General features: G+C 72.2%; 10 protein-coding genes and 1 riboswitch. Of the genes, 2 read left to right on the top strand and 8 right to left on the bottom strand.

What is annotated here, in order from left to right:
• Positions 1–75 precede the first annotated feature (75 nt).
• A riboswitch (FMN riboswitch) is annotated at positions 76–206 on the bottom strand.
• A 293-nt stretch (positions 207–499) separates the two neighbouring features.
• Together IF129_RS09105 and IF129_RS09100 are read left to right on the top strand one after the other, a co-directional pair.
• Entirely contained in the window at positions 500–2,833 is a 2,334-nt protein-coding gene (locus tag IF129_RS09105; protein WP_191209008.1) for a chitinase C-terminal domain-containing protein, read from the top strand.
• A gap of 106 nt (positions 2,834–2,939) precedes the next feature.
• A complete protein-coding gene (locus tag IF129_RS09100) occupies positions 2,940–4,217 on the top strand; it encodes an MFS transporter (RefSeq protein WP_191209007.1) in 1,278 nt (425 codons plus the stop codon).
• Positions 4,218–4,401: 184 nt separating this feature from the next.
• On the opposite strand, the gene IF129_RS09095 is transcribed toward IF129_RS09100, so the two are convergent.
• The 8 genes from IF129_RS09095 to IF129_RS09060 all read right to left on the bottom strand — a co-directional run bounded on the left by IF129_RS09095 (position 4,402) and on the right by IF129_RS09060 (position 13,939).
• On the bottom strand, positions 4,402–5,286 hold the full coding sequence (locus tag IF129_RS09095; RefSeq protein ID WP_191209006.1) for a lamin tail domain-containing protein: 885 nt from the start codon (positions 5,284–5,286) through the stop codon (positions 4,402–4,404).
• A gap of 293 nt (positions 5,287–5,579) precedes the next feature.
• Complete coding sequence (locus IF129_RS09090; protein WP_191209005.1) at positions 5,580–6,974, bottom strand: uracil-xanthine permease family protein; 1,395 nt, start codon at positions 6,972–6,974, stop codon at positions 5,580–5,582.
• Positions 6,975–7,087: 113 nt separating this feature from the next.
• The gene (locus IF129_RS09085) at positions 7,088–8,806 is read right to left on the bottom strand and encodes a flavin monoamine oxidase family protein (RefSeq protein ID WP_191209004.1); all 1,719 of its coding nucleotides are present in this window, start codon (positions 8,804–8,806) and stop codon (positions 7,088–7,090) included.
• Positions 8,803–9,627, bottom strand: coding sequence for a carbon-nitrogen hydrolase family protein (locus IF129_RS09080; RefSeq protein ID WP_191209003.1), 825 nt, complete (start codon positions 9,625–9,627; stop codon positions 8,803–8,805). The genes IF129_RS09085 and IF129_RS09080 overlap by 4 nt, the downstream gene beginning before the upstream one ends.
• 188 nt (positions 9,628–9,815) lie before the next feature.
• Complete coding sequence (locus IF129_RS27070; protein ID WP_381480370.1) at positions 9,816–10,118, bottom strand: hypothetical protein; 303 nt, start codon at positions 10,116–10,118, stop codon at positions 9,816–9,818.
• A gap of 125 nt (positions 10,119–10,243) precedes the next feature.
• On the bottom strand, positions 10,244–10,699 hold the full coding sequence (locus IF129_RS09070) for an Lrp/AsnC family transcriptional regulator (protein ID WP_191209002.1): 456 nt from the start codon (positions 10,697–10,699) through the stop codon (positions 10,244–10,246).
• 10 nt (positions 10,700–10,709) lie between these two features.
• Positions 10,710–12,137: an amino acid permease gene (locus tag IF129_RS09065; RefSeq protein WP_224754688.1), complete on the bottom strand. Its 1,428-nt coding sequence runs from the start codon at positions 12,135–12,137 to the stop codon at positions 10,710–10,712.
• A gap of 359 nt (positions 12,138–12,496) precedes the next feature.
• Positions 12,497–13,939: a GuaB1 family IMP dehydrogenase-related protein gene (locus IF129_RS09060; RefSeq protein ID WP_191209000.1), complete on the bottom strand. Its 1,443-nt coding sequence runs from the start codon at positions 13,937–13,939 to the stop codon at positions 12,497–12,499.
• Between the last annotated feature and the right edge of the window lie 131 nt (positions 13,940–14,070).

Here is a 14,070-nt window from a genome sequence, read left to right as displayed (position 1 = left end):
CGGACGCCCGACGCCCGCACGCCACCCCCCTCACAGGGGCGGGTACGACGCGGCGATCCGCTGCACCTCTGCCCGCCGCGCACTGCCTCCCATCCGGACTTTCACCGTCGGTCCAGGAGTTTCACCTGGTCAACCGGCCGCTGGCGGCGGACGGGTCGCGGACTGTAACCGCCGGTTCGGAATTGCACCGACCCCGGAGTGCGCTGACGTCACGTGTACGCGTCCAGTCTGCCACGCATCCCCTCGCGGCAGACTCGGCGCCCGCTGTGGAGTGACTCACAGCGGACGCCCGGTCCGCCGCCAGGACGGGTCCCGGCGATCCCAACGGGCGTGCCGCCGACCAGATTTCACTGATTGGTACAGACCTATTGACGCACTGGTCTAGTCCTCTTACGTTTGCGACACCTCCGAGGAGCGGTCCGGAGTGTGCGCACGCCCCGGACCAGGCACCACTCACCCCCCGCCTCCCATCCGCCTGCCCTCACCAGGAGGACACACCGTGTTGCCCAGAACCCGCGCGAGAGTGACACTCGCGGCCGCCGCGACGGCGGTCGCCGGGCTGTTGTTCGGGACGCTCTCCGCAACCCCCGCTCAGGCCCAGGACCAGCAGTCCTGCCGACCGGACGGCCTCTACACCACACCCGGTGTCGACGTCCCCTACTGCACCGTCTACGACAGCGCCGGCCGCGAGAAGATGGGCGCCGACCACCAGCGCCGCGTCATCGGCTACTTCACCAGCTGGCGCACCGGCGAGAACGGCCGCGACGCCTACCTCGCCGACGACATCCCGTGGGACAAGGTCACCCACCTGAACTACGCCTTCGCGCACGTCGACAGCGCCAACAAGCTGTCGGTGGGCCCCGACAGCCCCGGGAACCCGGCCACCGGCATGACCTGGCCGGGCGTCGACGGCGCCGAGATGGACCCCGCGTTCCCCTACAAGGGCCACTTCAACCAGCTCAACAAGTTCAAGAAGCAGCACCCGCAGGTCAAGACCCTGGTCTCGGTGGGCGGCTGGGCCGAGACCGGCGGCTACTTCGGCCCCGACGGCACGCGGGTGGACTCCGGCGGCTTCTACTCGATGGCCACCAACGCCGACGGCTCCGTCAACCAGGCGGGCATCAACACCTTCGCCGACTCCGCGGTGTCCTTCATCCGCGAGTACGGCTTCAACGGCGTGGACATCGACTACGAGTACGCGACCTCCATGAAGGACGCCGGCAACCCGCTGGACTGGTCGATCGCCAACCCGCGCCGCGCGGGCCTGAACGCCGGGTACGCGGCCCTGATGAAGACGCTGCGCGAGAAGCTCGACCGCGCCGGCGCCGCCGACGGCAAGCACTACCTCCTCACCGTGGCCGCGCCCTCCTCCGGCTACCTGCTGCGCGGCATGGAGACGTACCAGACGGCGAAGTACCTGGACTACGTCAACATCATGTCCTACGACCTGCACGGCGCCTGGAACGAGTACGTGGGCCCGAACGCCGCCCTGTACGACGACGGCAAGGACGGCGAGCTGGCGGCGGCCGGGGTCTACACCACCGGTCAGTACGGCGGCATCGGCTACCTCAACACCGACTGGGCCTACCACTACTTCCGCGGGTCCATGCCCGCCGGCCGCATCAACATCGGTCTGCCCTACTACACGCGGGGCTGGAAGAACGTCACCGGCGGCACCGACGGTCTGTGGGGCAAGGCGCCCAGCTCGAACTGCCCGGCCGGCTCCGGACTCACCAAGTGCGGTGACGGCGCCTCCGGCATCGACAACCTGTGGCACGACCTGGACACCGAGGGCGTCGAGTCGCCCGCCGGCTCCAACCCGATGTGGCACGCCAAGAACCTCGAAGAGGGCATCGTCGGCGACTACGTCACCCAGTACGGCTTCCCCGCCGACTTCAGCCTGACGGGCTCCTACGCGCGCAAGTACAGCAACACGATGGAGTCGCCCTGGCTGTGGAACGCCCAGAAGCGCGTCTTCCTGGCCACCGAGGACGAGCAGTCCGTGCGCGCCAAGGCGCAGTACGTCGTGGACCAGGGCATCGGCGGCACCATGATGTGGGAGCTCGCCGGCGACTACGCCTGGAACGCCGCCAAGGGCCAGTACGAGACGGGCGACACGCTCACCACGATCATGTACGACGCCTTCAAGGCGGCCACCCCCTACGGCGCCGAGCGCGCCACCCGGGCCATGCCGACGGAGACGATCGACGTGGACGTCGCCTTCACGGACTTCCCCCTCGGCGACTCCAACTACCCGATCAGCCCGAAGATGCGCATCACGAACAACTCCGACGTCACCCTGCCGGGCGGCACGGAGTTCCAGTTCGACTACGCGACCTCCGCACCCGGCAACGCCAAGGACCAGTCCGGGTTCGGCACCTCCATCGTGAGCAGTGACCACACCCGCAACGGCAACGTGGGCGGCCTCGACGGCAAGTACCACCGCGTCTCGCTCAAGCTGCCGGGCTGGCAGTCCGTGGCCCCGGGGGCGACCGTGACCGTCGACTTCGTCTACTACCTGCCGGTGTCCACGCCGTCCAACTGGACCGTGAAGGTCAACGGCACCGACTACGCCATCCCCGGCGACCACGCCCGCGGCACCACGCCCGGCAACCCGGGCGGCGGAACGGGCGGTGGTGACGGCGGCGGCGACAACGGCGGCGGTGGCGGCGGCGAGTGCACCGTCCCGGCGTGGGCCTCCGGCGAGACCTACGGCGGCGGCGACACCGTCTCGCACGCCGGCCACACCTGGCGGGCCAAGTGGTGGACGCAGGGCGACGAGCCCGGCACCACCGGCCAGTGGGGCGTCTGGGAGGACCTGGGCGCCTGCTGACACCCCTCCCCGACAGCGGTCCGGTGCCGCGCGACGTACGGTCGCGCGCCACCGGACCGCGCCATGCGTTCGACGTGCGGGCACTTTGTCCGGGAGGCTGTCCCCCATGGCGGGAGCGAACGGAGCGGACACGGTGAACGACCCCGGGGACGTCGGCCCCCGAGGGCCCGGCGGCCGGGACGACCGGCTGCGCCGGGCGCGCCTGGCCGTGGCGGCCGTCTTCGCCGTGCACGGCGCGGTGACCGGCAGCTTCGCCACGCGCGTGCCGTGGATCCAGGACCACGCGGGCCTCACCGCCGGACAACTCGGCCTCGCCCTGGCCTTCCCCGCGATCGGGGCGTCGGTCGCGATGCCCCTGGCCGGACGGATCAGCCACCGGTTCGGGTCCCGGAACGCGCTGCGCGGCCTGCTGGCCCTGTGGACGGCCTCCCTCGTCCTCCCGGCCCTCTCCCCCGGCCTTCTCACGCTGTGTGCCGCGCTCTTCTGCTACGGCGCGACGGCCGGCATGTCGGACGTGGCCATGAACGCCCTCGGCGTGGAGGTCGAGCGGCGCCTTCACCGGTCGGTCATGTCCGGCCTGCACGGCATGTGGAGCGCGGGCGCCCTGCTCGGGTCGGCGGCCGGCACCCTCGCGGCCACCGCCGGCACGGACGCCCGGGTGCACCTCGGTCTGGCGGCCGTCGTGCTGACGGCGCTCGGCACACTCGCCTGCCAGGGCGTGCTGGACGTCCGCAGCACCCCGGACGAGCACCCCCCGCCGCGCTTCACGCTGCCGCCGCGCTCCGCGCTCGTCATCGGCGCCGTCGGCTTCTGCGCCGTCTTCGCCGAGGCGGCCAGCCTCGACTGGTCCGCCGTCTACCTGCGGGACGTGCTCGGCACCTCCGCCGGCGTCGCCGCCGCCTCCACGACGGCGTTCGCCTGCACGATGGCGGTGGCCCGGTTCGCCGGGGACGCGGTCGTGGAGCGCTTCGGCCCGGTGCGCACCGTGCGGGCGGGCGGGGTGCTGGCCACGCTGGGCGGCGCCCTGGTCGTCACCGCCCCCGGACCCGCGGCGGCGCTGGGCGGCTTCGGGCTGCTCGGGCTCGGCATCGCCGTCGTCGTGCCGCTGGCCTTCGCCGCCGCGGCCCGTAGCGGCCCCGCCCCGAGCCAGTCCATCGCCGGAGTGGCGACGATCACCTACACCTCGGGCCTGATCGCGCCCTCGGCGATCGGTTCCGTCGCCGAGGTCAGCTCCCTCACCGTCTCCTTCGGCCTGGTCACCCTGCTGGCGTTCGGCCTGGTCCTCGGCGCGGGCGTGCTCCGCTCGGCCTCCGCCACCCCCAAGACCGCCCCCGTGCCCGTCGACGGAGCGCCCGCCCGCATCAGCGGACCCGACCCGAGGTGAGCAACCCGGTTCTGCGGAACCGGGTGTTCCGGGTCCGCCCCGAAGGGCGTGGGTGATGCCGGGTGGGAGCGCCGGCGTCGGCGCCCCCACCTCACGTCGCCACAGGACCTCTTCCCGCCCTGCTCTGCGCCGGGCCCCCGCGGGGGACGCCCGGTGCGGTCACGGGCACACGGCGCCCGACCGTTCAGTCGGCGGCGTTGCCGTAGGCGTACCGGGCGCGGAGGGTGCCGCTCGCGTCGCGCAGCTCGGCGACGTCGCCCTTGTCGTTCCAGATGGGGCGGTTGCTGTTGAAGGTGAGGCCGTACCAGCCGGGCGGCTGCTGCTGGTCGGAGGTGTAGACCCGGACGGTCCGTGCGGGGGCGAGGTAGCCGGTGGGGAAGGTGTAGTCCTGGCCGGTGTCGCCGGCGTTGATCGTCCATCCCGCGACGGGGACCATCGCTCCGCTGCGGTTGACGATCTCGATGTACTCGCCGTCCTGGGGGCGTCCGGTCTCGCCCTTGTGGTGCACCGAGCGGATGGCGATGTCCGGCCGGTCCCGGCGCACCAGCATGCCGAGCAGATCGACCGTGGTGGTCCGGCCCTCGGGGCCGCTGGTCGTGTTGGCCGGTGGTCCGTCGTCCGTCGCCGGGAAGCCCGCGAGGACGAGAGTGTAGGGGACGCCGCCGAGCGTGAGGGTCTCACCGCCGGGAAAGGGCAACGGCAGGTTCAGCGTGTCGGGGACGTCGCGTTCGTCGTCCCCGAAGGAGTAGTGCGTGAGGGCGAAGGTGAACTCGGCCTCCGGGCCTCCCTGCACGGACAGCCGCACCGTCAGGCGCAGGGTGCACGTGTGATACCGCTGACCGCCGCCCGGCTCGCGCAGGTAGTTGTCGTAGGTGATCGTGCCCACCGTGAACTCGTGGCCGTCCAGGAGCGCTTCGGTGGTGTGTCCGGTGAAGCCGTAACCGGTCTCGCGGTTCTCGCCGTCGGGCGCTCCCCAGGCGACGCGGTCGGTCCCCGCCCCCCTCATACCGTCGAACACCCGGTCCCGGGGCTCGGGCTGCCAGGTCGCCGACGTCGTCACAGTGGCCATGGATCTCCTTGTTCTCCTTGGGGCACACACCGCGGCACCCACCGCGGCGGACCGGTACCTACCCCCGGGCGAACCGATCGTGCGCGGACACCACCGGAGGGCCGGTACCCGCTGTTGTGTGTCCGACGGAGCCTTCTTGCGTACGATGCGGTAGCGCTTCTCGTGCACACGCACACCTCGGAAGCCGTCGTCCCTCCGGGCTCGGCATGCCGGTCGGCCTCCCGCCATGGCATCGGCCGTGGCCGTGCACCGCCCTTGCCGACTCCTCCGATCCGGCGCGAGGGGGCGTCCGGTCAGGAGCGGGAGGGCGGGCTCTCCGGGCCGGAGGCGCCGGGGGCCGTGGCGTCGAACAGGGCTCCGCCCTCGCGCAGGTGGGGTGGGGCGAGCCGGCGCAGGGCGTGGTAGCCGATCAGGACGATCAGCGTGCCGAGGGCGATGCCGCTGAGGGAGAAGGCGTCGGTGAACTCCAGCGTGACGTTCCCGATGCCCACGATGACGCCGGCCGCGACCGGGACGAGGTTGACGGGGTTGCCGAGGTCGACGCCGTTCTCGATCCAGATCTTCGCCCCGAGCAGGCCGATCATGCCGTAGAGGATGACCGTGATGCCCCCGAGGACCCCGCCGGGGACGGCCGCGACCACGGCGCCGAACTTGGGGCAGAGGCCGAAGAGGATCGCGAAGCCCGCCGCCGCCCAGTAGGCGGCCGTGGAGTAGACGCGGGAGGCGGCCATGACGCCGATGTTCTCGGCGTACGTCGTGGTGGCCGGGCCGCCCACCGAGGTGGACAGCACGGTGGCCGCGCCGTCGGCGGCGATGGCGGTGCCCATGCGGTCGTCCAGCGGGTCGCCGGTCATCTCCCCCACGGCCTTGACGTGCCCGGCGTTCTCCGCGATGAGCGCGACGACGACGGGCAGCGCCACGAGTACGGCCGAGAGCTCGAACCCCGGCGCGTGCAGCGTCGGCAGGCCGATCCATTCGGCCTCCGCCACGGCGGAGAGGTCGAGTCGCCAGTGCGCGGTGGTCTCGCCGGAGCCGGTCGGGGAGGTGATGCGGCCGAGGACGCGGTCCAGCCCCCAGGACAGGACGTACCCGAAGACGAGTCCGAGGAAGATGGCGACGCGGCTCCAGAAGCCCCGGAGCGCGACCAGGGCGAACCCGGTGAACAGCAGGGTGGCCAGGGCCGTCCACTGGTCCTGGGGCCAGTACGTCCCGGCCGCGACGGGGGCGAGGTTGAATCCGATCAGCATCACCACGGCGCCGGTCACGACCGGGGGGAGGACGGCGTGCACGACCCGCGCGCCCAGGGCCCGGACGACGAGTCCGGCGGCGAGCAGCACCACGCCGACGACCAGCAGCGCGCCGGTCAGTGTGGCGGGTGTGCCGCCCTCGGCGGCGATGATCGCCGCGACGCCGACGAACGACAGGCTGCTGCCCAGGTAGCTCGGGACCGCGCCCCGGGTGACCAGCAGGAAGAAGATCGTCGCCACGCCCGAGACCATGACGGCCAGGTTCGGGTCCAGGCCCATCAGGACGGGGGCGACGAACGTGGCGCCGAACATCGCCACGACGTGCTGCGCGCCGAGCCCGAGGGTGCGCCACCACGACAGCCGCTCGTCCGGCCGTACGACGGCGCCCGGCGCCGGGCTGCGCCCGTCTCCGTGCAGTGTCCAACCCACTCCGAGGCGCATCGTGCGTGCTCCACCCACCGACCGAACAAAACGAGCCAAGGGTAGTACCCGCCGGTAGGCGGAGCCGTGCCGGGGTCCCCACCCGCCGGCGGGACCCCGGCACGCGGGGCCGCTCAGTCCTCCGGCAGCTCCACCGGGGCGATCGCGTCGTAGACGTCGCCCGGGCCCGGGTTGGTGGGGTCGGTGGCACCGCCGAGCTGGTGCATGACGCCCCAGACGGCGTTGAGCGCGGTCTGCACGGCGCCCTCGGCCCAGCCGGCCGTCCAGGAGATGTCGTCCCCGGCGAGGAAGAGGCCCCGCTTGTCGGCGGGAAGGCGGTCCTGCATGAAGTGGGTGAACAACCGCCGCTGGTACCGGTAGTGGCCCGGCAGGTTGGCCTTGAACGCGCCCATGAAGTACGGCTCGTTCTCCCAGGAGACGGTGATCGGACTGCCGGTGATGTGCTTGCGGATGTCGACCTTCGGGTAGATCTCGCGCAGCGACTTGAGCATCACCTCCATGCGTTCGTTCGCGTCGAGCGGGAGCCACTTCAGGCTGTCGTCGCACCAGGTGTAGGACAGGCAGATGACGGCGGGCCGGTCCGGCCCGTTGTCCAGCAGGTAGGTGCCCCGGGTCATGCGGTCGGTGAGCGTCATGCTCATCACGTCCCGGCCGGTCTGCTCGTCGGTGTCCAGCCAGAACGGCCGGTCGACGGGGACGAACAGCTTGGACGACTCCATGTAGTGCGTGCGCTCGACGGCCGTCCAGTGGTCGATGGGCAGCAGGGCGTCGTCGCAGTCGATCTTCGACAGCATCATCCAGGACTGGGCGGTGAAGACGGCCGCCTTGTAGGTGCGGATGTCGCCGTGCGCGTCGGTGACGGTGATGCGGTTGCCGGCGGTGCGGTACAGCCGGGTGACGGCGGGCCGGGGGTCACCGCCGTGCAGCGAGGCGAGCGAGGTGCCCTTCGGCCAGTGCACCGGCTTGTCCGGTTCGCGCTCCCACAGCCGCAGGGGCAGCTGCTGGCTGCCGCCGACGATGCCGCGGTGGTCGTCGTCGGCCCCGGTGTAGACGACGCGGAGGATCTCCAGGATGGAGTTGGGGAAGTCGGTGTCCCAGCCGCCGGTGCCGAAGCCGACCTGGCCGAAGATCTCCCGGTGCCGGAAGGAGCCGAACGCCTCCGAGTCGCACAGGAAGCCGTAGAACGTCTGGTTGTCCAGCTTCTCCACGAGCCGGGACCAGATCTCCCGGATGCGCGGCACGTCGCGCTCCCGGATGGCGCGCTGCATGTCGGAGAAGTCGGCGCCCTCCTCCAGGCAGGCGTTCCAGGCGTCCATGACCTGGTGGTAGACCTCGGGCAGGTCGTCCACGGTGCGGGCGTAGTGGCTCTCGCCCTTGAGGTCCACGACGGTCGAGGGGGTGTCGGGGGCGAGCGGGTTGGGGAACGGTGTGGTCCGGAGCCCGACGAGGTCGACGTAGTGCTGGAAGGCCGTCGAGGACGGCGGGAAGCGCATGGCGCCCATCTCGGCGTTGAGCGGCGTGCCGGTGCCGTCGTCGGAGCCCGCGAAGTCGGTGGTGCGCAGCCGCCCGCCGATCTGGTCGGCCTCGTAGACGACGGGCCGCAGCCCCATCTTCATCAGCTCGTAGGCGGTGACGATCCCGGACAGGCCGCCGCCGACGACGGCGACCTCGGTGCCGTGCTCGGTGGCCGGGACCTGTCCCAGCCCGGCGGGCCCGGCCAGGTAGTCGTCGTAGGCGAAGGGGAAGTCCGGGCCGAACATGGTGATGGGCGGCGTGGACTGGGCCTCGGCGTGCTGCTCGTCGTGGACGGCGGCGGGCACGGTGGAGGTCATCGGCGCGGTTCTCCTTGCGGGGACAGGGACGTGTACAGCTCGGGGCGGCGGTCGGCGAGGTAGGTGTTCTCGGCCCGGGAGGCCCCCAGGAAGGCGGTGTCGACGTCCGCCACGATCAGGTCCTCTCCGCTTCCGGCGCGGGCGCGGACGGTGCCGTCGGGGGCCGCCAGGCAGCTCATCCCGGCGAAGGCGAAGTCGCCCTCGACGCCGTGGCGGTTGGCGTAGGCGATGTAGATCTGGTTCTCCCAGGCCCGTACGGGCACCACGGACCGCGGCACGATCTCGTAGGGGCGCATCAGGGCGGTGGGGACGAGCAGCAGCTCGCTCCCGGCCAGGGCGTGCGCCCGTACGGGTTCGGGGAACTCGACGTCGTAGCACGTCAGCAGTCCGATGCGGACGCCGTCGAGCTCGGCCTGGACGACGGCGTCCGCGACCGGGCCGGGCCGGAAGCACGCCTTCTCGTAGGCGCCGAACAGGTGCGTCTTGCGGTAGCCGGCCAGCGGGGCACCGTCGGGGGCGACGAGGCGCACGGCGTTGTAGACGGCGTCGCCGTCGCGCTCGGGGTAGCCGTAGTGGATGGCCAGGCCGTGCTCGGCGGCGATCGCGCCGACCGCCTCGGCGGAGGGACCGTCGGCGGGCTCGGCCGCTTCGGCGACGTCGTTCCCGAGGGCGTAGCCGGTCAGGGACAGTTCGGGGGTGACGAGCAGACGGGCCCCGGCCGCCGCCGCGCGCCCGGCCGCCCGGGCGAACGCGGCAAGGCTCTCCCCGGGGGCGGGGATGCCGCCGGGGCCTTGGTACAGCGCGATGCGCAGGGACGTCATGGGACCTCACGGGCGTGCGACGGGGCCTTGCAGGGGGTCGCTTCGACGGTACGGTCGCGGGCGTGGAGCGGACAAGGCGCCGTCCTTGCGCATCCACGGTGACTTCGTTGCGCCTTCCCGGCTATCGACGGCGATCTGTTGCGCTCGCCGTCGATCCGAAGGCGCGTGGCTGCGCGGGCGACCGTTGTTCAGCGGGCGACACCGGCCGCCTCCGGGGCACGGCGGGTGAGGAAGAAGGCCCGGACGTCCGCCGCGAGCAGTTCGGGGACCTCCATGGCGGCGAAGTGTCCGCCGCGCTCGAACTCCGACCAGTGCCTGATGTCGTAGAGCCGCTCGGCCAGCGGTCGCACCGACCGGGCGCCGCCGAGCGCTTCGTGACCGGGCGCCTGGCCACCGAGGGCGCGCACAAGTGGCACTTCGCCGTGCTGGTCGCCGACGCGCAGCGCGAGCTGCTCGCCCCCCCTCACGGACGTCCAGCGGGACGAGCTCACCCGCCTCCTCACGATCCTCTCCGAGCACCACGGGCCACCCCACCGGCGCGGCCCCGACGCGTCCTGAGCCGCGGGAAGGGGGACGGTGCCGCCCGAGGTGGCCGGCCGTCCCCCTCGTACCCGCCTCAGGTCGGGGAGCCGGCCGAGTAGCGGCGCAGCAGGGGCGAGAGCACCAGCACGGACTTCGTGCGCTCCACGAAGTGCTCCCCCGCGATGCGCTCCAGCACGCGTTCGAAGTGGCGCATGTCGGAGGCGAAGACCTGGACGACGGCGTCCGCGTCGCCGGTGACCGTGGACGCGGACGCCACCTCCGGGTAGCGCGACAGGCCCCGCCGGATGTCCTCGGGTGAGGTGTTGTGGCGGCAGTACATCTCGATGAACCCCTCCGTCTCCCAGCCGAGCGCGGCCGGGTCCACCCGCACCGTGAAGCCGGTGATGGCGCCGTCGGCGCGGAGCCGGTCCACCCGCCGCTTCACGGCCGGGGCGGAGAGCCCGACCTCCGCGCCGATGTCGGCGTAGGAGCGGCGGGCGTCCTCGGCGAGGGCGTGGACGATACGTTCGTCGAGTTCGTTCAGTCGCACGGGGGTCGGGTCACTTCTCACTCGGCACGGGAGGCGTGGCGGGCTCGTTCGCCAGCGTGGCGCGGCGCTGCCCGTAGAGGAAGTAGAACACGAGGCCGGCGGCCATCCAGAGACCGAAGACGAGCCAGGTGACGGCGGGCAGGTTCAGCATGTTGTACAGGCAGAAGCCGAGGCCCAGCAGCGGGACGAGCGGCGAGAGCGGGACCCGGAAGCCGCGCGGCATGTCGGGGCGGGTGCGGCGCAGCACGATGACGGCGACGTTGACCAGGCCGAAGGCGAACAGCGTGCCGATGCTCGTCGCGTTGGCCAGCTCCCCGAGCGGGATCGCGGCGGCCAGGATTCCGCAGAAGGCGGAGACCAGGAAGGTGTTGGCGCGCGGCGTGCCGGTGCGGGGGTGCACCTTGGAGAAGACCCGGGGCACCAGGCCGTCCCGGGACATGGCGAAGAGGATGCGGGTCTGGCCGTAGAGGACGGCGAGGACGACGCTGGCGATGGCGACGACGGCCCCCGCGGCGAGGATCGTGGCCCAGAAGTCCTGACCGGTGACGTCGCTGAGGACGCCGGCGAGCGCGGCCTCGGAGCCTTCGAAGCTCTCCCACGGGACGGCGCCCACGGCGACGGCGGCGACCATCACGTACAGCGCGGTGACGATGAGCAGGGACAGCATGATCGCGCGGGGCAGGTCGCGCTGCGGGTTCTTCGCCTCCTCACCGGCGGTCGAGGCGGCGTCGAAGCCGATGTAGGAGAAGAACAGGGAGGCGCCGGCGGCACTGACACCGGCCATGCCGAGCGGCATGAAGGGCTCGTAGTTGCCGGCGCGGATGCCGGTGAAGGCGACGGCGCAGAAGAGCAGGAGCGCGCCGATCTTCACGACCACCATGATCGAGTTGACCCGGGCGCTCTCCCGGGCGCCGCCCATGAGGAACGCCATGGCCAGGACCACGACGAAGAGGGCGGGGAGGTTGAAGTAGCCGCCGTCGCCGGGCGGGTTCGACAGCGCCGCCGGGATGGTGACACCGATCGTGCCGTCGAGCAGTTCGTTGAGGTACTGGCCCCAGCCGACGGCCACGGCCGCCACGGAGACGCCGTACTCCAGGATCAGGCACAGGCCGCAGATCCAGGCCACCAGCTCGCCCATGGTGGCGTAGGAGTAGGAGTACGAGGAGCCGGAGGCGGGGATCGTGCCGGCCAGCTCGGCGTAGGACAGAGCGGAGAACAGGGCCGTCAGGCCCGCGATGACGAAGGAGATCGTCACGGCGGGCCCGGCGTCGGGGACGGCCTCGCCGAGCACGACGAAGATGCCCGTGCCGAGCGTGGCACCGATGCTGATCATGGTGAGCTGCCACATGGTCAGCGTGCGGCGCAGCTCTCCGCCACTCCCGCGGCCGGTCTCGGCGACCAGTCGTTCCACGGGCTTGCGCCGCATGAACCGGGACATCCCGGTCGGTGGTGCGGAGGACGCTGCGGATCGGTCCAGCACGGGTGGGCTCCTTGCCATGTGATGCGGGTTCGCGGCGGGAGACCGGCACGGCTCAGGCCCGCACCCGGTGGGGGCGCGTCACACAGCGACTGAGACCGTCGAGCAGGCGGTCTCCGCCACTCCTCGTACAGCGCCCGACTCTAGGACCGGGACATGTCGGCACGTAATGCGTGATCCTTGCGCACCCGTGCCGATTCGTTGCGCGGGAACACCCTACCTCGTGCGTTCGTTTACTTCCCCTGCGCGGATTCTTGTGGTAACGGAGCGCCTCGGGGCCGGGAGCCGCGCGGCTCCCGGCCCCGAGGCACCGGTCCGGATCAACTCCAGCTGGCGTGCAGGGGCTTGCCCTCGGCGTACCCCGCGGCGCTCTGGACGCCGACGACCGCCCGCTCGGCGAACTCCGCCAGGGAGTCGGCGCCCGCGTAGGTGCAGGACGACCGCACACCCGCGATGATCGAGTCGATCAGGTCCTCCACGCCCGGCCGCGCGGGGTCGAGGAACATGCGCGAGTGCGAGATGCCCTCCTCGAAGAGGCCCTTGCGCGCCCGGTCGTAGGCGGACTCCTCCGCCGTGCGGTTGCGGACCGCCCGCGCGGAGGCCATGCCGAAGGACTCCTTGTACAGCCGACCGTCGGCGGCCTGCTGGAGGTCGCCCGGGGACTCGTACGTCCCGGCGAACCAGGAGCCGATCATGACGTTCGAGGCCCCGGCCGCCAAGGCCATGGCCACGTCACGCGGATGCCGGACGCCGCCGTCGGCCCAGACGTGCTTGCCCAGCCTGCGCGCCTCCGCGGCGCACTCCAGCACGGCCGAGAACTGCGGGCGTCCCACGCCCGTCATCATGCGGGTCGTGCACATCGCCCCCGGCCCGACGCCGACCTTGACGATGTCCGCCCCGGCCTCGACGAGGTCGCGCACGCCCTCCGCCGCGACGACGTTGCCCGCCACCACCGGAACCCGGGGAGCGAGCGCGCGGACCGAGCGCAGCGCCTCCAGCATGCCCTCCTGGTGCCCGTGGGCGGTGTCCACCACGAGCGTGTCCACCCCGGCGTCCAGCAGGGCCCGGGCGCGCCCGGCCACGTCCCCGTTGATGCCGACGGCGGCGGCGACGCGCAGCCGCCCCTGGTCGTCGGTGGCGGGCGTGTAGAGCGTGGCGCGCAGGGCGCCCTTGCGGCTGAGCACGCCGACGAGTCGGCCGTCCGCGTCCACGGCGGGGGCGAGCCGGCGGTGGGCCGCGTCCAGGCGGTTGAACGCGTCGCGCGGGTCGAGGCCGGCGTCCAGGAGCAGCAGGTCACGGGTCATGACCTGGCTGAGCTGGGTGAACCGGTCCACGCCGGCGAGGTCCGCCTCGGTGACCACGCCGACGGGACGCCTCTCGGCGTCGACGACGACGCCCGCGCCGTGCGCCCGCTTGGGCAGCAGCGAGAGCGCGTCGGCCACGGTCGCGTTGGGCGCGAGCACGATGGGCGTGTCCAGGACGAGGTGGCGCCGCTTGACCCAGGAGATCACCTCGGTCACGACGTCCAGGGGGATGTCCTGCGGGATGACGACGAGGCCGCCGCGCCGGGCGACCGTCTCCGCCATCCGCCGCCCCGCGATGGCCGTCATGTTGGCGACGACGAGGGGGACGGTCGTCCCGCTGCCGTCGGGGCTGGAGAGGTCCACGGCCTGCCGGGAGCCGACCGCCGAGCGGCTCGGGACCATGAAGACGTCGTCATACGTCAGGTCGTACGGGGGCCGCTGGTCGTTGAGAAATCGCACGTGCTGTACACCCAGTCGATCGGAGGAGGGCCTCGGGCCGCGTCGGCCGAGGAAAACGCACGTACTTCATTGTCCCACGGCGCCTTCCGGGCGGACCCCCGGACGATCCACCACACCGCGCGGCCCGCCCT

The sequence above is a fragment of the Streptomyces chumphonensis genome, from assembly GCF_014779715.1.
Classification (GTDB): Bacteria; Actinomycetota; Actinomycetes; order Streptomycetales; family Streptomycetaceae; genus Streptomyces; species Streptomyces chumphonensis.
This window is presented reverse-complemented; position numbering and strand designations above follow the sequence as displayed.

Excerpts from the sequence above, each read along its gene's own strand:
- IF129_RS09100 (WP_191209007.1), top strand. The coding sequence starts at position 2,940 with ATGGCGGGAGCGAACGGAGCGGACACGGTGAACGACCCCGGGGACGTC.
- IF129_RS09095 (WP_191209006.1), bottom strand. The coding sequence starts at position 5,286 with ATGGCCACTGTGACGACGTCGGCGACCTGGCAGCCCGAGCCCCGGGAC.
- IF129_RS09090 (WP_191209005.1), bottom strand. The coding sequence starts at position 6,974 with ATGCGCCTCGGAGTGGGTTGGACACTGCACGGAGACGGGCGCAGCCCG.
- IF129_RS09085 (WP_191209004.1), bottom strand. The coding sequence starts at position 8,806 with ATGACCTCCACCGTGCCCGCCGCCGTCCACGACGAGCAGCACGCCGAG.
- IF129_RS09080 (WP_191209003.1), bottom strand. The coding sequence starts at position 9,627 with ATGACGTCCCTGCGCATCGCGCTGTACCAAGGCCCCGGCGGCATCCCC.
- IF129_RS09065 (WP_224754688.1), bottom strand. The coding sequence starts at position 12,137 with ATGTCCCGGTTCATGCGGCGCAAGCCCGTGGAACGACTGGTCGCCGAG.